Source organism: Sphingomonas adhaesiva, assembly GCF_036946125.1.
GTDB lineage: Bacteria > Pseudomonadota > Alphaproteobacteria > Sphingomonadales > Sphingomonadaceae > Sphingomonas > Sphingomonas adhaesiva_A.
This window is the reverse complement of the sequence record NZ_JAQIJT010000002.1, coordinates 1,311,513-1,329,271: the sequence shown is the minus strand read 5'-3', so window position 1 is coordinate 1,329,271 and position 17,759 is coordinate 1,311,513. Positions and strand designations below refer to the sequence as shown.

Below are 17,759 nucleotides of genomic sequence, written 5' to 3'. Positions count from 1 at the left end.
GCTCAGGCCGGTTTCAGCATCGCGGCGATCGCATCGATCCGTCGCGTCTGCGCGGCCGAGGTAGCGCGGGCCGCCTCCAGCGCCTGGTCCAGCGCAGGATAGGCGGGCTGCAGCGCGGCGGCGCGCTCGGCCGCCAGATCCTCCAGCGGGGCGATCGTGTCGCCGTATGCGGCGCGCAGCGAATCCAGCTCCGCGAGCGCGGCCTGCGCGTCGAGCCAGCGGTCGCTGCCCACCGCGACGCCGCGCGCCGCCGTCGCGAGCGCCTCCGCCCGCGTGGCGCCCGCATCGAACGCGCGCGCGGCCGATGCCTGCGCCGTCGTCGCCGAGGCGATCCGCGCATCCAGCGCCGGATCGGCGCGTGGCGGCGCAGGTGGCGGGGTCGAGGGTTCCTCGAACCCGATCGTTTCCGCCGGGCGCGGGGCCAGCGAAGGATAGCCGGTCGTGTCCGCCGAGCATCCGGCAAGCATCACGGTCAGGGCGGCGAGGGGGAGCGAACGGCGCGTCATGCCGTTTTCGTAGGCCGCGTAAAAAATCGACGCAACGCTCTTGCGCCCCTGCGATTCGCCGTCTAACAGCGCCGCTCCACAGGGCGCCCGTAGCTCAGCTGGATAGAGCATCAGACTACGAATCTGAGGGTCGGACGTTCGAATCGTTCCGGGCGCGCCATTCTCCGCTGCGGAGAATGAGTGGAAAACGAGGGGCGGCGCAAGCCGCCCCTTTTCATTTGTACCCGCTGCCCGGTGCATCTGCACCATATCGCCCGCGCCGCGCGCGGCGTAGCCGTGCGGGATGGACGAGCCGATCGACCGTTCGTCGGAGGACGAACAAGCGTATTTCAGCGCCCGCGCCGCGTCGCATACGCAGCAGGCGCTCCGGGCCGAGAACGAGCCGCAACGCGTGATCCACACGCGCTTCGCGCAGCTGTACGCGGCCAAGGCCGCACGCGCCCTGGTAGATCGGGACTAGCAGGTCCGGCAAAGATACCAGGAACCACCTAATCTACCGCAGGTTCTTGTCGCCGAGCCGGTCGCATGGCGCGATCGGTCGAATGGGAGGCACGTCCGGTGTCCGGTCCGTCCGAGCGGCGCGGTGGCCGGTCGGCGGTCGCCGTCGTCGCGGCGGTGCTCCCGGCAGTTTCGGAGGACAGCATGAACAAGCATGAGCTGCATGGTGGCGCGCGCTACGTCGGCGGCAAGGTCGAGAAGGCGGTCGGCGACTTGGTCGACAGCCGCGACTGGCAGGTCGCCGGTGTCGTCGATCAGGTCGCGGGCGGCGCGGAGAACCTGTTCGGTCGGGCGCAGTCGATCGCGGGCGACGTCGCCGATGCGACCCCCAGCCTGATCGAGGAAGCGCGCGAGCGCACCGCCCGTACCGCATCGAAGGCGGCGGATCGCTCCGCCGATGTCGCACGCGACGCGCGTGAGGCGGTACGCGGCAACGAAGGGGTGGTCATGGCCGTGGGCGCTGCGATCGTGGGCTATGCGATCGGGTGGCTGATCCACGGGCGCCGCGGCTGAACGGACCCGGCGTGGCCACCTCGCTGAAAACCCTGCGGGAAACCGCCGACCTGCGCCACCTGCAACAGATCGTTGCCGGGCTGGACGAGGGCGTCATCCTGATCGACCCTGACCAGAGCCTGCTCTGGGCGAACGACGCCGCGCTCGCGATGCACGGGGTGGACCGGCTGGAGGCACTGGGGGCGACGGTCGACGATTATCGTGCGCGCTTCCAGCTGCGGTATCGCAACAACCACCGGCTGGAGGCGGACGATTATCCGATCGAACGCGTCGTCGCGGGTGACGCGTTTTCGGAGGTGGTCGTCGAGGTCACGCTGGCGGGCGAGGTCGAGCCGCGCTGGGTCCATCAGGTTCGCAGTCTGGTGCTGAACGACGGGGACGAGGACGCGCCCTCGTGCGTCGTCCTCGTCATCCAGGACGTCACCGCGCGCTATCAGGCGGAGGAGCGGTTCGAACAGTCGTTCAACGCCAATCCGGCGCCGGCGGTCATCTGTCGCCTGTCCGACCTGCGGTTCGTGAAGGTCAATCAGGGCTTTCTCGACATGACCGGGCACGCCCGCGATCAGATATTGTGCAAGACGGTGTACGACGTCGACGTCCTGCGCCAGGCCGAACGGCGCGAGCTGGCGAAGGAGCGGCTGGCCGAGGGCCGGACGATCCCGCAGATGGAGGCCGAGCTGGAGCTGCCGGACGGCGGCACCAAGCTGGTGATCGTCGCGGGCCAGCCGATCGAGCTGGGCGATCAGGCGTGCATCCTGTTCACCTTCGCCGATCTGGAGCCGCGGCGGAAGGCGGAGGCGGCGCTGCGCCATAGCGAGGAGCGGTTCACCCGTACCTTCCGCATGGCGCCGGTGCCGATGGCGATCGGTGCGCGCGACGGGCATCTGCTGTGCGACGTCAACGCCAGCTTCGCCCAGCTGACCGGCTATCGGTCGACCGAGATCATCGGACGCTCGCTGGAGGACGTGGCGCTGTGGGCGGACGATACGGTCCGCGCCGAGATCGAGCGCGCGATCGAACAGGGACATGACCTGCGCGCGTTCGAGGCGCGGCTGAAGACCAAGGAGGGCGCCATGGTCGACTGCCTCGTCTCCACCGAGTCGATCATGCTCGGGGAGGACACCTGCGTGCTGTGGGCATGGCAGGACATCACGCAGCGCAAGTCGACCGAGCTGGAACTGGTCGAGGCGATCGAGGCGGTGATGAAGGACACCAGCTGGTTCAGCCGGTCGATCATGGACAAGCTGGCGCGGCTGCGCGCGCCGCAGCCGGACGATGGCGGGCCGGGCCTCGACGACCTGACCGCGCGCGAGCGCGAGGTGCTGGGGCTGATCTGCCGCGGGCTGGACGACAAGAGCATCGCGCGGGCGCTGGGCGTGTCGGGCAATACCGTGCGCAACCATGTCGCGCGGATCTATTCGAAGATCGGCGTGAACCGGCGCACCGCCGCCGCCGCCTGGGCGCGCGCACGCGGGTTCGATGGCGAAGGGGTGGCGATCGCTCAACGGACGGTACCGGCATGACGAAGCGCCAGGGCAAGGATTCCGACGCCGGGAAGCGCCGGGCGAAGGGGGCCGCGTACGAGACGATCGGGAAGCTGATCGGCGACGACGCGGCGGTGGACGCCGGCCGACGCGCGCAGCGTGCGGCCGACCGGGACGACCCATCCCGCAACATCAAAAAACAGGAGTGAATATGGCGACGAGCTTACATGCCGGCACGATGCCGGTGGAGGATGGCGTGATCGTTCGCGCAGGGAAGCGCGTGTCGTGGGGCGCGATCTTTGCCGGCGTGGTGATCGCGGTGGCGGTCCAGCTGCTGATGGGGATCCTGGGCACGGGCATCGGCCTGTCGATGGTCGATCCGGTCGAGGGGACGACGCCGGGCGCAGCCGGATTCGGGATCGGGGCGGGCATCTACTGGCTCATCACCACGATCGTGGCGCTGGGGGCGGGCGGCTATACCGCGGCGCGCGTGTCGGGCGTGACCGACCGCTTCGACGCATTGGTCCACGGGCTGGTGGTGTGGGGCGTCACGCTGATGCTGACCCTGTACCTGCTGACGTCGGCGGTGGGCGGGATCATCGGCGGCGCGTTCCGTACCGTGGGTGCGGTGGCGAGTGCGGCCGGTTCAACCGTCGGCGCCGCCGCGCCGCAGGTCGCGCAGGTCGCGGGCGTCGATGCCGGCGACGTGCGCCGCGAGGCCGCCGCCTATCTGTCCGACGCGCCGCAGGACCCGGCGCAGATGACGCCGGAGCAGGCGCAGAGCGAGATCGCGCGCCAGCTGCCCGCGCTCGCGCGGGGCGGCGAGGCCGGTGCCCGCGCCGAGAGCCGGATCGTCGACGTGGTCGCGGCGCAGCGCAAGATCAGCCGTCCCGAGGCGCAGGCGCAGGTGACCCGCGCGAAGGCCGATTTCCAGGCCGCCAAGCAGGACACGATCGCCACCGCGAAGTCCGCGACCGACAAGGCCGCCGGCGCTGCGGCCAGCACCTCGTTCATTCTCGTGCTCGCGCTGCTGGTCGGCGCCGGTGCGTCCGCCTTTGGCGCGTCGACGGCGACCCGTCGCCGGCTGCGCTGAGTGCCCGCGGCGGGCCAGCGTATCCGGCCCGCCGCACCCCTTTTTCATCGAGGAGATGGCCATGAAGAACAGGATCATGCTGACCGCCGGACTGGGCGTCATGCTCGCCTTGTCGGCGTGCAACACGGTCAGCGGTGCCGGCAAGGACATGAAGTCCGCCGGCGAGGCCGTGACCGACGCGTCCGGCAAGAAGTGAGCGGCGCGGCAGGCGGGCGCACCACCGCCTGCCGCCCCGGACACGGCCAGACGAAAGCGGCGGCCGAGGCATCTGCCTCGACCGCCGTCGTTCGTTTGCGCGGTGCCAGGCCGATCAGACCGGCATGAAGCTGGGCACGTTGTAGAAGCCGAAGTCGCCCTTGCCGAGCTCCTTGCCGTTGAGCGAATTGATGATGAAATTGTAGGTGTGGCCCTGGAAGTCCTCGACCGAATAATAATACAGCGTCGCGCCCGAGGTGCCGCTCACACCCTTGTGCTCCATCGTCAGCGTGTTGCCGTCGAAGCCGTCGAATGCGACGAAATCGCCGCCGGCGACGCCCGCACCCTGGAAGTCGGTGATATAGGCGAACTGGTCCGCGAAGAGCGTCGACTGGCCGACATGGGTGCCCTGCGACTGAGCGACATGCGCCATGATCTTGAACGTGTCGTTGCCGGCGCCGCCGTAATATTGGTTGAACTCGGCGTTGCCCTGCATGATGTCGTTGCCGCTGCCGCCCGCGATCTTGTCGACGTCGCCGCCGTCGCCCTGCACGATATTGCGCGAATCCGGAGCCGTCGTCTTCCCGTCAACCGTCGCCATGATGAGTTCCCTTTCGTACGCCTGCCCCTCGCAGGCTTGATGGGGGAGCGATATCGTCCCGCGATGATCCCGTAAAAGGTTGATCGTGATTAACGGTTCGACGGTGTGTGCAGAAACGGAACAGCCGTACCCGGGATCGCACCGCAGGCGCGCACAACGCCCCATCACCAGCGCAGCGGTCGAACGGATGTCGGTGGCGGAAGCGGTGGGATTCGAACCCACGATACGGTTTCCCGTATGCCGGTTTTCAAGACCGGAGCCATCAACCACTCGGCCACGCTTCCGCAGGTCCGCGCGCGAGGCGGACGCGGGCGCTTTGGCCCGACGCGCCCGGCTGTGCAAGTCCGGCGGTGATTTGCGGTTCCGCGCTTCGGCACGCTGTGCCAGAACGGGCGCGATGATGACGAGAGCGAAGAAGGCGCTGGCGGCGATCCGGCGGCATGGCCGCACCGGGACGGTCGTGCTCGCATGCCTGCTCTCCGGCGCCTCGGCGAGCGCCCAGGATGCGGAAAGCGCGGGCTTCTCGGCCTATCTGGCGCAGGTGCGCGCGCGCGCCATCGCGGCGGGCGTGCAGCCGGCGACGGTGGACGGCGTGCTGCCTACGCTCACCTTCAACCCGCGGGTCGTCGCGCTCGACCGGCAGCAGCCGGAAACCGCGCCCAACGCGCCGATCTCGATGTTCGCCCCCTATCGCACCACGCACGTCGACGCCGCGCGGATTTCGCGCGGGCGAACGAACTTCGTCGCGCAGCGCGCGCGGCTGGCGCGCGTCGAGGCGGAAACCGGCGTGCCAGAGCAGATCATGGTCGCGATCTGGGGGCATGAGACCAATTACGGCGCCTATACCGGCAATTTCGACCTGCTGCGCAGCCTCGCCAGCCTGGCCTATGAAGGGCGGCGGCGCTCGCTGTTCGAGGGCGAGTTCATCGCCGCGCTGAAGATGATCGATCGTGGCGTGCCGCGCGCGCGCCTGGTCGGAAGCTGGGCGGGGGCGACGGGCAATCCGCAATTCCTCCCCTCGGTCTATCTGCGCCTCGCGCGCGACGGGGATGGCGACGGGCGCGCCGACATCTGGACCAGCCCGGCGGATACGCTGGCATCGATCGGCAATTATTTCGCGATGGCGGGATGGCGCGCGGGCGAGCCGTGGGGGGTCGCGGTGAACGTGCCCGCGGGCTTTTCGCGCGACGGCGTGCGCAACCGGCTGGTCTCGCCGCGCTGCCCGCGCGTGTTCGAGCGGCACAGCGGATGGCGGACGATGGCGGAATGGCGGGCGCTGGGCGTGGTGCCGCAGGACGGTCGCTGGCCCGGTGATGCCGTGCAGGCGGTGCTGATCGAGCCGGACGGCGTGGGCAACACCGCCTATCTGCTGACCAGCAATTACCGTGTGATCCTGGATTACAATTGCTCGAACTTCTACGCGCTGTCGGTCGGGCTGCTTGCCGATGCCATCGCACGTTAGCCTGATCGCCGCGCTGGCGCTGTCGGGCAGCGCGCCGGTCGCCGCGCAGCCGCAGGTGGTCGACGACGTGCCGGCGGTGACGCTGCGCGCGCCGACGCCGCTGCCGCCCGAAGCGGGGACGCCGACCGGGCCGTCCGCGACGGCCGGGGCGGGGGCGGTGGCAGGGGCGGGGGCAGGGACGATCGCGAGCTACGACGCGGTCGGCTATGCGTCCTGGTATGGCGACGGGCTGGAGGGGCAGCCGACCGCGTCGGGCGCACCGTTCGCGAATGCGCGGATCACCGCGGCGCACCGCGCCCTGCCGCTCGGATCGCATGCGGAGGTCACGTCGCTCGATACCGGGCGGACGATCCTGGTGCGGATCACCGATCGTGGGCCGGCGGTGGCGGGGCGCGAGATCGACCTGTCGACCGGCGCGGCGCGGCTGCTGGGGGTCGCGGACCGGCCGCTCGCCGCGGTGAGGGTGCGCAGCATGACGCCCTCGCTGGCGGATGCGGCGGCGCTCGACCGGGGAGAGGCGGCGTCGCCCCGTCTCGATACGCCCGACGCGGTATTGCGCGCGTTGCGACGGCAACTGCCGGCGGTCACGCCCGCGACCCGCCCGCCCCCGCCGCGCGCGACGCCGATGGCGGCTCCCTCGCCGCGCCCCGGGCAGGGGCTGCTGGTACAGGTCGCCGCTTTCTCCAGCGAACCGCGCGCGATCGAGGTGGCGCGCAGTTTCGGCGGGGAAGTGGAGCCGGCCGGTGCGATCTGGCGCGTCCGCGTCGGGCCGTTCGCGACACTGGCGGAGGCGCAACGCACGCGTGACGCCGCGGTCGCGCGCGGCTATGGCGACGCTTCGATCCTGCTTCAGCCGTCCGGCGCACGATAGATTCATTCGGAAGAACCCATGACCAAGCTGCTGACCGCTCTCGCCTTTCCCGCCGCGATCGTCGCCGTCGCCTATCCCGCGATCGCGGCCGCCCCGCGTTTCGAAACGCCCGCGCCGGTCGCGTTCATGGAGGATCTGTCCTCGGGCGCGATCCTGTTCGCCAAGGATGCCGACCGCCGCATGCCACCCGCGTCGATGGCGAAGATGATGACGGTCTACACCGCCTTCCAGATGATAAAGGCCGGCGACCTGAAACTGGATACCGAGTTCGAGGTGCGCCCCGAGACGTGGCAGCGCTGGCACGGCCCCGCTGCCGGATCGACCATGTTCCTGTCCGCGGGCGAGCGCGTGTCGGTCGCCAACCTGCTCTACGGGATCGTCACGCTGTCCGGCAACGACGCCTGCGTCGTGCTGGCGGAGGGCATTTCGGGCACCGAGTCGGCGTTCGTCGAGCGGATGAACGACAATGCGCGCAAGCTCGGGCTGACCAACAGCCACTTCGGCACGTCGAACGGCTGGCCCGACAATGGCGTCACCTATGTCACCGCGCGCGATCTGGCGAAGCTGGCGGCGGCGACGATCCAGCAGCATCCCAGGCTGTACAAGCAATTCTATTCGCGCCGCGATTTCACCTGGGGGAAGACGCTGGGCGGCGGTCAGGCGATCACGCAGGCGAACCGTGACCCGCTGCTGGGCCGCGTCGCCGGGGCGGACGGGCTGAAGACCGGGCATACCGAAGAGGCGGGCTATGGCTTCACCGGATCGGCCGAGCAGAACGGGCGGCGGCTGGTGATGGTGCTGGCCGGGCTGACCAGCTTCAACCAGCGTGCGTCGGAATCGGTGCGCTTCATGGAATGGGGCTTTCGCGCGTGGCAGGCGCGCCCGGTGGTGAAGGCGGGGCGTACGGTCGGTCAGGCGCAGGTGCAGATGGGCGGCGCGTCGAGCGTCGATCTGGTCGCGCCGCGTGACCTGGCGGTCACCGTGCCGTCGGGCGACCGCCCGCCGCTGTCGGGCAAGATCGTCTATCAGGGGCCGCTGAAGGCGCCGATCGCGAAGGGCGCGCATGTCGCCGACCTCGTCGTGTCCTCGCCCGGGCTGCCCGATCAGACGATGCCGCTGGTCGCCGGCGCCGATGTGGGCGAGGCCGGGTTCTTCGGGCGTGCCTGGGCGGGCCTGACCGGCCTGTTCGGATGACGAACGGGCGCTTCCTCAGCCTGGAGGGCGGGGAAGGAGCGGGCAAGTCGACGCAGGCGCGCGCGCTCGCCGCGGCGCTGGAAGCGCGCGGGCGATCCGCGATCGTCACGCGCGAACCCGGCGGCAGCGAAGGGGCGGAGGCGATCCGTGCGCTGCTGATGCAGGGCGATGCCGCCCGCTGGAGCGCGGCGACCGAGGCGCTGCTGTTCGCCGCGGCGCGCGCCGACCATGTCGAAAAGGTCATCCGGCCCGCGATCGCGGCGGGGCAGTGGGTCATCTGCGACCGTTACGTCGATTCGACGCGCGCCTATCAGGGCGTGGCGGGCGGGATGGACGATGCCGCGATCCTGTCGCTGCACGATTTCGGCAGCGGCGGGTTGCTGCCGGACCGGACCTATCTGCTCGAACTGCCGGTGGCGGCGGGCGCGGCGCGGGCGACGGAGCGCGACGGCGTGGCGGCGGATCGCTTCGCGGCGCGCGACGTGGCGTTCCACGACGCGGTCGCCGGCGCCTTCGACCGGATCGCGGCGCGGGAGCCGGCCCGCTTTCGCCGGATCGATGCCGCGCGTCCGGCGGAAGACGTGACGCGGGCGATCCTCGCCGATCTGGAGGGATGGCTGGCGTGACGCGGCTGCGCGGGCAACGGGCGGCGACCGAGGCGTTCCTGGCCGCGGCGGCCGGGGGCGCGATGCACCACGCCTGGTTGCTCGCCGGGCCGAAGGGCGTGGGCAAGGCGCTCTTCGCCCGCGCCGCGGCGCTGCGCCTGCTGGCGGAGGGGATGACGCCGGGCGCGCTGCCGGCGGGGCTCGACGTGCCGCCGACGCACCAGGCGGCGTCGTTGTTCGCGGCGGGATCGCATCCCGACTATCGCGAGCTGCGCCGCCTGCCCAGGAAGGACGCGAAGGCGGACGACGAACTCGCCCGCAGCATCACGGTCGATCAGGTGCGCGCGCTCGGGCCCTTTCTGGGAACGATGCCGTCGCTGTCGCCGCGCCGCGTGATCGTGATCGATGCGGCGGACGACCTGGAGCGCCCCGGCGCATCCAACGCCTTGCTGAAGAGCCTGGAAGAGCCGCCGGCGGGAACAATATTCCTGCTGGTGAGCCATGCGCCCGGCCGGCTGCTGCCGACGATCCGGTCGCGCTGCCGCGTGCTGAGGTTCGAGGAGCTGGGCGCGCAGGACATGACTGTCGTGCTGGGCGAAGAGCTGCCCGAGGCGGATGCGGACGAGATCGCCGCGCTGGTTCGTGCCGGGGACGGCTCCCCGGGGCGGGCGCTCGGCTATGCCGGGCTCGACCTGGGCACGATCGACAGCGCGCTGGAGGCGATCGGGCGCGATGGCGACCCTGCGCTGACGCACCGCGCCGCGCTGGCCCGCGCCCTGTCGCCGAAGGCGGCGCAACCGCGCTACGAGGCGTTTCTCGATCGCGTGCCGACCGTCATCGCGCGACTGGCGACGATGCGCCACGGCGAGGAATTGCGCATCGCCCTCGATGCCTTCGACGAGGCACGCGGCATCGCCGCGGCGGCGCGCGCCCTGTCGCTCGACGCCGCGGGGACGGTACACGAACTGGCGGGCGTGCTGGCGCGGCTGGCGCCGCGGCGCGGTTAGCGCCCGCCGGCCTCCAGCAGGCGACGCGGGGCGGCCAGCTCCCAGCTGCGCGCGATGCGATCCTCGACCAGGGTCCAGTCGACGTCGCTGCCGGACAGGTCGATGCTGACCCAGCCCGACGGACCGAGATACGCCGGCTTGCGATAGACGTCGGGTGCCGCATCGAGCAGCATCGCCTGTTCGTCGGCACCGCTGGTGCGCACGCACACCACGGTCAGCGCATCGCCGTGATGATCGGCGCGGAATTGCGCGAACTGCTTGCCCGCGACGAAGAAGGTGGGCTGACCGTGGCTGGTGCGCTCCTCCGCCTCGGGGAGCAGCATCGCGATCTCGCGCACCCGGTCCAGCCCATCGGTCATCGTCGTACCACCTCTTTCAATACCCGCGGATAGAGCCGGTGCTCCGCCTCCAGCACCCGCGCGGCGAGCGTCTCGGGCGTGTCGTCGGCGAGCACCGGCACCTCCGCCTGTCCAAGCACTTCGCCGCCGTCGAGTTCCTCGGTAACGAGATGGACCGAGCATCCCGCGACCGTATCGCCTGCGGCGATGGCGCGCGCGTGGGTGTCGAGCCCCTTGTACTTGGGCAGCAGCGAGGGGTGGATATTGACGATCCGCCCGCGCCACCGGGCGACGAAGTCGTCGGAGAGCAGTCGCATATAGCCCGCCAGCGCGATCCATTCCGCCCCCGCGGCGCGCAACGCCGCGTCGAGCGCGGCCTCGTAGGCGGGCTTGCCGACGTCCTTGGGCGAGAGCGCGAAGACGGGCAGCCCGTTGGCGATCGCCCAGGACAGCCCCGGTGCGGCGGGCTTGTCGGAGGCGACGACGACGATCTCATACGCGTCGCCCTGATGCGCGGCGAGCGTCTGCATGTTGGAGCCGCGACCGGAGATCAGGACCGCGACCCTGGCGGGGACGGTCATGCGGTGTGCGTGGCGGTCCAGGCGGCCCGCGCGCTCCACGTCTCCTCGCCGCCGGTCACTGTGCAGCCGCGCTCGCCGCCGGCGATGCGGCCGATCGCGAAGACCGTCTCGCCGGCGGCGGTCAGGTTCGCCGCGACGCCTTCGGCCTGATCGGCGGCGACGACGACCGCCATGCCGATGCCGCAATTGAAGGTGCGCGCCATCTCCTCCGGCTCGATACCGCCCTGCGCCTGGAGGAACGCCATCAGGCGCGGCTGCTCCCATGCGTCGGCATCGACATGCGCGTGCGTCCCGGCGGGGAGGACGCGCGGGATGTTCTCCAGCAGGCCGCCGCCGGTGATATGCGCCAGCCCCTTGATACGATGCGCCTTCAGCAGCGGCAGCAGGCTGGCGACATAGATGCGCGTCGGGGCCATCAGATGATCGATCAGCAGCCGGTCGGCATCGAACAGCGCCGGCCGGTCGAGCTTCCACCCCTTGTCCGCAGCGAGACGGCGGACCAGCGAGAAGCCGTTGGAATGGACGCCCGACGAGGCGAGGCCGAGGATGACGTCGCCGTCCGCAATGTCCCGGCCGGTCAGCACATCGCCGCGCTCGACGGCGCCGACGCAGAAGCCGGCGAGGTCATAGTCGCCATCGGCATACATGCCGGGCATTTCCGCGGTCTCGCCGCCGATCAGCGCGCAGCCCGCGATGCGGCACCCCTCCGCGATCGAGGCGACGACGCTTTCCGCCACCGCATTGTCGAGCTTCCCGGTGGCGTAATAGTCGAGGAAGAAGAGCGGCTCCGCGCCCTGCACGATCAGGTCGTTGGCACACATCGCGACGAGGTCGACGCCGACCCCGGCGTGGCGGTCCCATTCGATCGCAAGCTTCAGCTTCGTACCGACGCCGTCGTTGGCGGCGACGAGCAGGGGATCGGTGAAGCCCGCCGCCTTCAGGTCGAAGAAGCCGCCGAACCCGCCCAGGTCCGCGTCGGCACCCGGCCGCCGCGTCGCACGCGCGAGCGGTGCGATGGCGCGGACCAGCGCATTGCCTGCGGCGATCGATACGCCGGCGCTCTCATAGGTGTAGCTCATGGCGCGCCGATAGCCACATCGCGCTTGGATTTCCACGCCTGCTTCGCCAAAAGGCTCACGACATGCGTCGCCGTCCTTCCGTCCTTCTCGCGGCTGTCGCGCTCGCGACCCTCGGCACCGCTACCGTGGTGGCGCAGATCGAGGGCGGGGATCGCGGCGTGGCGGCGGTCGACAGCTCCAACGATTTCGAGGTGTCCGGCGTTCGCGTCGACACCGGCGGCAAGGATGCGGACGCGGCGCGGCTGGCGGGCTGGCGCGAGGCGCAGCGCAAGGCGTTCGTGCAATTGTCGCAGCGGCTGGGCGCGGGCGGCGGGCTGGTGCCCGATGGGACGCTCGATTCGATCGTGTCGGCGATCGTAGTCGACGACGAGGAGATCGGCCCGCAGCGCTATGTCGCGAAGCTGGGCGTGCTGTTCGACCGCGCGCGCACGTCGGCGCTGCTGGGCGTGTCGTCCTATGTCACACGATCGCCGCCGTTCGTCGTGCTGCCGGTGCAATGGTCGACCGGGGTCGGTACCGTGTTCGAGCAGCGAACCGTCTGGCAGGAGGCGTGGGCGCGCTATCGTACCGGCGGCAGTACGATCGACTACATTCGCCCCGCGGGCAACGGGCCCGACCCGCTGCTGCTGAACGTCGGCCAGATGCAGCGGCCGGATCGTGCGTGGTGGCGTGCGGTGCTCGACCAATATGGCGGCAACGACGTGCTGATGCCGACCGTCCGGCTGTACCGGCAATGGCCCGGCGGGCCCGTGATCGGCGTGTTCGAGGCGCGCTATGGTCCCGACAATCGCGTGCTGCGGCGCTTCACGCTGCGCGTCGGCGCTGCCGGCGGGGTGCCGGCGTTGCTGGACGAGGCGGTGCGGCGGCTGGATTCGGCCTATCAGGAGGGGTTGAGCGGCGGTTACCTGACCGCCGATCCGGGGCTGAACCCGGTCATGCCCGACACCGCGGCGACGCCGGCCGACGACGTCGGCGCGCTGATCGAGGATCCCGGCCTGCTGCCGACGGCGGCGAATGCGATCACGGTGCAGTTCGACACCGCGGACGCCGGTGCGGTGACGGGGACGGAGGCGGGGATGCGCGGCGTGCCCGGCGTCTCCGCCGCCGCCACCACCAGCCTGGCGCTGGGCGGCGTCTCGCTGATGACCGTCAGCTATGCCGGCACGCCCGAGGCGTTCCGCGCGGCGCTGGAGGCGCGCGGCTGGCAGGTGTTCGGCAACGGCACCACGATCCGTATCCGGCGCGCTCCGCAGCTGTTGCCGCCCGACCTGCGCGGGGCGGGCGGGGCGACACCCACGGGATGACGGGGGCGGGATGACCGACCAGATCGCGCTCCCGCTGGCCTGGTCCGCCGATGCGCGTGACGGCGAGTTCGTCGTCGGCCCCTCCAATGCCGCCGCAGTCCGGATGCTGGATCGCTGGGCGGCATGGCCGGTACGCACCGCTCTCCTGGCGGGGCCGCCGCAGTCGGGCCGCTCGCTGCTGGGGCGCATCTTCGCCGCGCGCTCGCACGGTGTCGTGATCGACGATGCCGATGCGGAGCCGGAGGAGGCGCTGTTCCATGCGTGGAACCGCGCGCAGGACGAGCGTCGCCCCCTGCTGCTGATCGTGCGCGACCTGCCGCCGGTGTGGCAGGTGGCGCTGCCCGACCTGCGTTCGCGGCTGGCGGCCAGCCCGGCCGCCACCATCGGCCCGCCGGACGACGCGCTGATACGAGCGCTGTTCGAACATGGTTTCGCCCGGCGGCATGTCGATGCGCGGGCGGATCTGATCGCGTGGCTGAGCGCACGGGTGGAGCGGAGTCACCGATCCGTCATGGAAACGATCGATAGGCTCGACCGGGCCGCGCTTGCCGGGCGACGTCGCCTGTCGATCCCGCTGGCACGCGAAACCCTGACGGACGCGGCGGCGTTCACCGATCGGAGCGACGAGACCACATGACCAGAACGCCGAAGATGGCGCGCCTCGACACCGATGACGCGCTGGAGGATCCGTTTCAGGATCGCGACGGCGGACGCTATTTCAACCGCGAGCTGTCGTGGCTGGCGTTCAACCGCCGCGTGCTGGAGGAGGCGTGCAACCCGGCGCATCCGCTGCTGGAACGGCTGCGGTTCCTGGCCATATCGGGCGGCAATCTGGACGAATTCTTCATGGTCCGCGTCGCGGGGCTGAAGGGGCAGATGGTGCAGGATGTCGAGGCGCGCTCGACCGACGGGTTGACCCCGGGACAGCAGCTGAGCGCGATCGTGGCCGAGGCGGATGCGCTGATGGCGAGCCAGCAGGCGGTGTGGAAGGACATCCGTCGCGCGCTGGCGGAGGCGGGGATCCAGGTGCTGAGCCATCGCGCGATCGACGCCGCGATCAACGACGACGAGCGCGCCTGGCTGGAGACGCATTTCCGCGAGCAGCTGTTCCCCGTCATCACGCCGCAGGCGCTCGACCCCGCGCATCCGTTCCCGTTCATGCCCAACAAGGGGATGGCGGTGATGTTCGACCTGATCCGCCAGTCGGACAACGAGCCGATCCGCGAGCTCGTGATGTTGCCCGCGGCAATGCCCCGGTTCGTGCGGCTGCCGGGGGAGAATGCGCGCTATATCGCGGTCGAATCGCTGCTGAAGCGGTTCAGCCAGGCGTTGTTTCCGGGATATGACGTACTGGGTGCGGCCGAATTTCGCGTGCTGCGCGACAGCGATATCGAGATCGAGGAAGAGGCGGAGGATCTGGTCCGCTACTTCGCGAACGCGATCAAGCGGCGGCGGCGCGGGCGCGTGATCCGGATGGAGCTGGAAACCGGCATGCCCGACGCGCTGGCGGGGCTGCTGCGCGACGAGCTGGGCCGGTCCGACGCGATCGTGACGGAAACGGGGTCGCTGCTGGGGATCGACGATCTGTCGGCGCTGGCGGACGAGGATCGCCCCGACCTGAAATTCGTACCCTTCACCCCGCGCTTTCCCGAGCGGATCCGCGAATTCGGCGGCGATTGCTTCGCCGCGATCCGCGCGAAGGACATCGTCGTCCATCACCCGTACGAGACGTTCGACGTCGTGCTCGCCTTCCTGAAGCAGGCGGCGAACGACCCCGACGTGGTCGCGATCAAGCAGACGCTGTACCGCGCGGGAAAGCAATCGGCGGTCATCAACGCGCTGATCGCGGCGGCGGAGGCGGGCAAGTCGGTAACCGCGGTCGTCGAGCTCAAGGCCCGGTTCGACGAGGAGCAGAACCTGCAATGGGCAAGCGCGCTGGAGCGTGCCGGCGTACAGGTCGTCTATGGCTTCATCGATTGGAAGACGCACGCCAAGGTCGCGATGGTGGTGCGGCGCGAAGGCGACATCTTCCGCACGTACTGCCATTTCGGCACCGGCAATTACCACCCGGTCACCGCGCGCATCTACACCGACCTGAGCTTCTTCACCGCGGACCCGCGCGTCGGGCGGGATGCGGCGCGGATGTTCAATTACATCACCGGCTATGTCGAGCCCGAGGGGATGGAGCTGGTCGTGCTCAGCCCGCGGCTGCTGCGCAAGAAGCTGATGGCGTGCATCGATGCGGAGATCGGCAACGCGCGCGCGGGGAGGCCGGCGGCGATCTGGGCCAAGATGAACTCGCTGGTCGATCCGGCGATCATCGAGAAACTGTACGAGGCGAGCGCGGCCGGGGTGGAGATCGACCTGATCGTGCGCGGCATCTGCTGCCTGCGGCCCAAGGTGCCGGGACTGTCGGATCGCATCCGCGTGCGCTCCACCGTGGGGCGCTTCCTGGAGCACAGCCGGATCGCGGCGTTCGGCAACGGCGCGGCGCTGCCCAACGACGATGCGCTGGTCTATATCTCCTCGGCCGACTGGATGCCGCGCAACTTCGACCGGCGGGTGGAATATATGCTGCCGATCGAGAACGAGACGGTCCACGATCAGGTGCTGGATCAGGTGATGGTCGCCAACCTGATCGACAACGAGCAAAGCTGGGAGCTGGAGCCGGACGGCAGCTACACCCGCATCTCGCCGGGAGATGCCAAGGGGTTCAACCTGCACCGCTATTTCATGGTCAATCCGTCGCTGTCGGGGCGCGGTGCGGCGCTGGAGGCGGGCGGCGAGGTGCCGGTACTGTCGCTGCGGCGTCGTAAATGACGTTGCCGTTACGGGGCCGCGGTGCGGCGGCGACCGAGGAACCGCGCACCGCGATCATCGACATCGGGTCGAACTCGATCCGGCTGGTCGTCTATCAGGGGCCGCCGCGGCTGCCCGCGATCCTGTTCAACGAGAAGGTGCTGGCCGGACTGGGGCGCAGCCTGGCGGCGTCGGGGGCGATCGACGACGAGGCGATGGCCGCGGCGGGGACGGCGCTGCGGCGCTTCGCGGCGCTGACGCGCGAGATGGGGGTGGCGAGCCTGCGCACCGTCGCCACCGCCGCGGTGCGCGATGCGCGGAACGGTGGGGCGCTCATCGCGCTGGCGCAAGCCGCCGGGCTGACGGTCGAGATCCTGCCGGGCGAGGAAGAGGCGGTCGCCGCGGGTCTGGGGGTGCTGTCGGGCATTCCCGGGGCCGACGGGATCGTCGCCGATCTGGGTGGCGGCAGCCTGGAACTGGTGCGCGTGCGCGGGGGCCGATTGCACGAGCGTGCGTCGTTTCCGCTCGGCGTGCTGCGGCTGGCGGCGATGCGCGAGAAGGGGACGCTGGATCGGCGTGTCGCAACGCTGCTGGCGGACGGTGGCTGGACCGGCGCGGGCAAGGGGCTGCCGCTGTACCTGGTGGGCGGATCGTGGCGCGCGCTGGCCCGGCTCGACATGGAGGCGACGCGTTATCCGCTCCCAGTCATCCACCAATATGCGATGTCGCCCGCGACGATCGCGCGGCTGCGGCGCACGCTGGCGCATGTCGGCAAGGCACGGCTGAAGGCGGTGCCGGGGCTGTCGGGCGGGCGCATTCCGACGCTGTCGGGCGCGGCGGCCCTGCTCGCGGTGCTGATGAAGCATCTGCGCAGCAACGGCACGATCGTCTCGGCCTATGGGCTGCGCGAGGGGCTGCTGTTCGGTGCGCTGCCCGCGGACGTGCGCGCGCAGGATCCGCTGATCGTGGCGACGCGGGACGAGGGGCGGCGCAGCGGTCGCTTCCCGGAACACGGCGACCTGCTCGACCGCTGGATCGCGCCGCTCTTCACCGACAAGGCGAGCGAGGCGCGGCTGCGCGGCGCGGCGTGTCAGCTGGCCGACGTCGGCTGGCGCGCCAACCCGGAGTTTCGCGCCGAGCGCGGGCTGGAAATCGCGCTCCACGGCAATTGGGTCGGGATCGACGGCCGCGGGCGCGGGCTGGTGGCGCAGGCCTTGTGGACCAGTCTGGGTGGCGAGATGACCAGTCCTGCGCCGCTGACGGGGCTGGCGGGCGAAGCGGGGCTGCGCCGCGCGATGCAATGGGGGCTGGCGATGCGGCTGGGCCAGCGGCTGAGCGGCGGGATCGCGGGGCCGCTGGAGCGGTCGTCGCTGGTGGTGGAGGGCGGCGCGCTGCGGCTCGTCCTCGCCGCGGACGACGCGGGCCTGTACGGCGAGGCGGTGCAGAAGCGGCACCGCGCGCTGGCGGCGGCGCTGGGGTTGGAGGCGGGGGGGGTGGAGGCGGGGGGGTGATGGCTTCGTCACCGCGGGCTTGTTCGAAGCCCCCGCGAAAGTCAGCTGCTTGCTCTCCGGCGAAGGCGGGACCATTGCGCAATGATTGGAACAGCGCCGCGTACCGGCCGTGCTCCTG

Annotated in this window: 20 protein-coding genes and 2 tRNA genes; 16 read left to right on the top strand and 6 right to left on the bottom strand. The window is 70.6% G+C overall.

Annotation, left to right across the window (positions count from 1 at the left end):
- Positions 1–2: 2 nt before the first annotated feature.
- The gene (locus PGN23_RS12640) at positions 3–506 is read right to left on the bottom strand and encodes a hypothetical protein (RefSeq protein ID WP_335303268.1); all 504 of its coding nucleotides are present in this window, start codon (positions 504–506) and stop codon (positions 3–5) included.
- 83 nt (positions 507–589) lie between these two features.
- Here PGN23_RS12640 and PGN23_RS12635 point away from each other — a divergent pair.
- From PGN23_RS12635 to PGN23_RS12605, 7 genes are all read left to right on the top strand, one after another.
- Positions 590–666 (top strand) — tRNA-Arg (locus PGN23_RS12635).
- Between the two features lie 123 nt (positions 667–789).
- Positions 790–966 (top strand): hypothetical protein, encoded by a 177-nt coding sequence (locus PGN23_RS12630; protein WP_335303267.1) that lies wholly within the window; start codon positions 790–792, stop codon positions 964–966.
- Between the two features lie 65 nt (positions 967–1,031).
- Positions 1,032–1,517, top strand: coding sequence for a CsbD family protein (locus tag PGN23_RS12625; RefSeq protein WP_335303266.1), 486 nt, complete (start codon positions 1,032–1,034; stop codon positions 1,515–1,517).
- A gap of 11 nt (positions 1,518–1,528) precedes the next feature.
- On the top strand, positions 1,529–3,040 hold the full coding sequence (locus PGN23_RS12620) for a helix-turn-helix transcriptional regulator (protein WP_335303265.1): 1,512 nt from the start codon (positions 1,529–1,531) through the stop codon (positions 3,038–3,040).
- Entirely contained in the window at positions 3,037–3,210 is a 174-nt protein-coding gene (locus PGN23_RS12615) for a hypothetical protein (protein WP_335303263.1), read from the top strand. Before PGN23_RS12620 ends, PGN23_RS12615 begins: the two co-directional genes overlap by 4 nt.
- Positions 3,211–3,212: 2 nt before the next feature.
- Positions 3,213–4,094: a hypothetical protein gene (locus PGN23_RS12610; RefSeq protein WP_335303262.1), complete on the top strand. Its 882-nt coding sequence runs from the start codon at positions 3,213–3,215 to the stop codon at positions 4,092–4,094.
- Between the two features lie 61 nt (positions 4,095–4,155).
- The gene (locus PGN23_RS12605) at positions 4,156–4,290 is read left to right on the top strand and encodes an entericidin A/B family lipoprotein (RefSeq protein WP_335303261.1); all 135 of its coding nucleotides are present in this window, start codon (positions 4,156–4,158) and stop codon (positions 4,288–4,290) included.
- Between the two features lie 114 nt (positions 4,291–4,404).
- Here the strand turns inward: PGN23_RS12605 and PGN23_RS12600 are convergent, their stop codons facing one another.
- Positions 4,405–4,890 (bottom strand): hypothetical protein, encoded by a 486-nt coding sequence (locus PGN23_RS12600; RefSeq protein ID WP_335303260.1) that lies wholly within the window; start codon positions 4,888–4,890, stop codon positions 4,405–4,407.
- A gap of 194 nt (positions 4,891–5,084) precedes the next feature.
- Positions 5,085–5,174, bottom strand: a tRNA-Ser gene (locus PGN23_RS12595).
- Positions 5,175–5,290: 116 nt separating this feature from the next.
- Here PGN23_RS12595 and PGN23_RS12590 point away from each other — a divergent pair.
- Genes PGN23_RS12590 through PGN23_RS12570 form a run of 5 tightly spaced genes read left to right on the top strand, consistent with a single transcriptional unit; the run spans position 5,291 to position 10,029 of the window.
- Complete coding sequence (locus PGN23_RS12590; RefSeq protein WP_335304596.1) at positions 5,291–6,352, top strand: lytic murein transglycosylase; 1,062 nt, start codon at positions 5,291–5,293, stop codon at positions 6,350–6,352.
- Positions 6,336–7,223 (top strand): septal ring lytic transglycosylase RlpA family protein, encoded by an 888-nt coding sequence (locus PGN23_RS12585; RefSeq protein WP_335303259.1) that lies wholly within the window; start codon positions 6,336–6,338, stop codon positions 7,221–7,223. Before PGN23_RS12590 ends, PGN23_RS12585 begins: the two co-directional genes overlap by 17 nt.
- An 18-nt stretch (positions 7,224–7,241) precedes the next feature.
- A complete protein-coding gene (locus tag PGN23_RS12580) occupies positions 7,242–8,417 on the top strand; it encodes a D-alanyl-D-alanine carboxypeptidase family protein (protein ID WP_335303258.1) in 1,176 nt (391 codons plus the stop codon).
- The gene (gene tmk / locus PGN23_RS12575) at positions 8,414–9,043 is read left to right on the top strand and encodes a dTMP kinase (protein ID WP_335303257.1); all 630 of its coding nucleotides are present in this window, start codon (positions 8,414–8,416) and stop codon (positions 9,041–9,043) included. The genes PGN23_RS12580 and tmk overlap by 4 nt, the downstream gene beginning before the upstream one ends.
- On the top strand, positions 9,040–10,029 hold the full coding sequence (locus PGN23_RS12570) for a DNA polymerase III subunit delta' (RefSeq protein ID WP_443019782.1): 990 nt from the start codon (positions 9,040–9,042) through the stop codon (positions 10,027–10,029). The genes tmk and PGN23_RS12570 overlap by 4 nt, the downstream gene beginning before the upstream one ends.
- On the opposite strand, the gene PGN23_RS12565 is transcribed toward PGN23_RS12570, so the two are convergent.
- Genes PGN23_RS12565 through purM form a run of 3 tightly spaced genes read right to left on the bottom strand, consistent with a single transcriptional unit; the run spans position 10,026 to position 12,027 of the window.
- The gene (locus tag PGN23_RS12565; RefSeq protein WP_335303255.1) at positions 10,026–10,388 is read right to left on the bottom strand and encodes an MmcQ/YjbR family DNA-binding protein; all 363 of its coding nucleotides are present in this window, start codon (positions 10,386–10,388) and stop codon (positions 10,026–10,028) included. The two genes, PGN23_RS12570 and PGN23_RS12565, sit on opposite strands and share 4 nt — an antisense overlap.
- Positions 10,385–10,948, bottom strand: coding sequence for a phosphoribosylglycinamide formyltransferase (gene purN, locus PGN23_RS12560; RefSeq protein ID WP_335303253.1), 564 nt, complete (start codon positions 10,946–10,948; stop codon positions 10,385–10,387). Before purN ends, PGN23_RS12565 begins: the two co-directional genes overlap by 4 nt.
- Complete coding sequence (gene purM / locus PGN23_RS12555; protein WP_335303252.1) at positions 10,945–12,027, bottom strand: phosphoribosylformylglycinamidine cyclo-ligase; 1,083 nt, start codon at positions 12,025–12,027, stop codon at positions 10,945–10,947. Before purM ends, purN begins: the two co-directional genes overlap by 4 nt.
- A gap of 62 nt (positions 12,028–12,089) precedes the next feature.
- On the opposite strand from purM, the gene PGN23_RS12550 reads away from it, so the two are divergent.
- From PGN23_RS12550 to PGN23_RS12535, 4 genes are read left to right on the top strand one after another with little or no spacing between them, the layout of a single operon-like run.
- Positions 12,090–13,331: a heavy-metal-associated domain-containing protein gene (locus PGN23_RS12550; protein WP_335303251.1), complete on the top strand. Its 1,242-nt coding sequence runs from the start codon at positions 12,090–12,092 to the stop codon at positions 13,329–13,331.
- A gap of 10 nt (positions 13,332–13,341) precedes the next feature.
- Positions 13,342–13,968 (top strand): HdaA/DnaA family protein, encoded by a 627-nt coding sequence (locus PGN23_RS12545; protein ID WP_335303250.1) that lies wholly within the window; start codon positions 13,342–13,344, stop codon positions 13,966–13,968.
- A 14-nt stretch (positions 13,969–13,982) separates the two neighbouring features.
- Positions 13,983–16,151 carry an RNA degradosome polyphosphate kinase gene (locus PGN23_RS12540; RefSeq protein WP_335304595.1) on the top strand — a complete coding sequence of 723 codons (2,169 nt, stop codon included), beginning with the start codon at positions 13,983–13,985 and terminating at the stop codon, positions 16,149–16,151.
- On the top strand, positions 16,148–17,641 hold the full coding sequence (locus PGN23_RS12535; RefSeq protein ID WP_335303249.1) for a Ppx/GppA family phosphatase: 1,494 nt from the start codon (positions 16,148–16,150) through the stop codon (positions 17,639–17,641). The genes PGN23_RS12540 and PGN23_RS12535 overlap by 4 nt, the downstream gene beginning before the upstream one ends.
- The last annotated feature ends 118 nt before the right edge of the window (positions 17,642–17,759 follow it).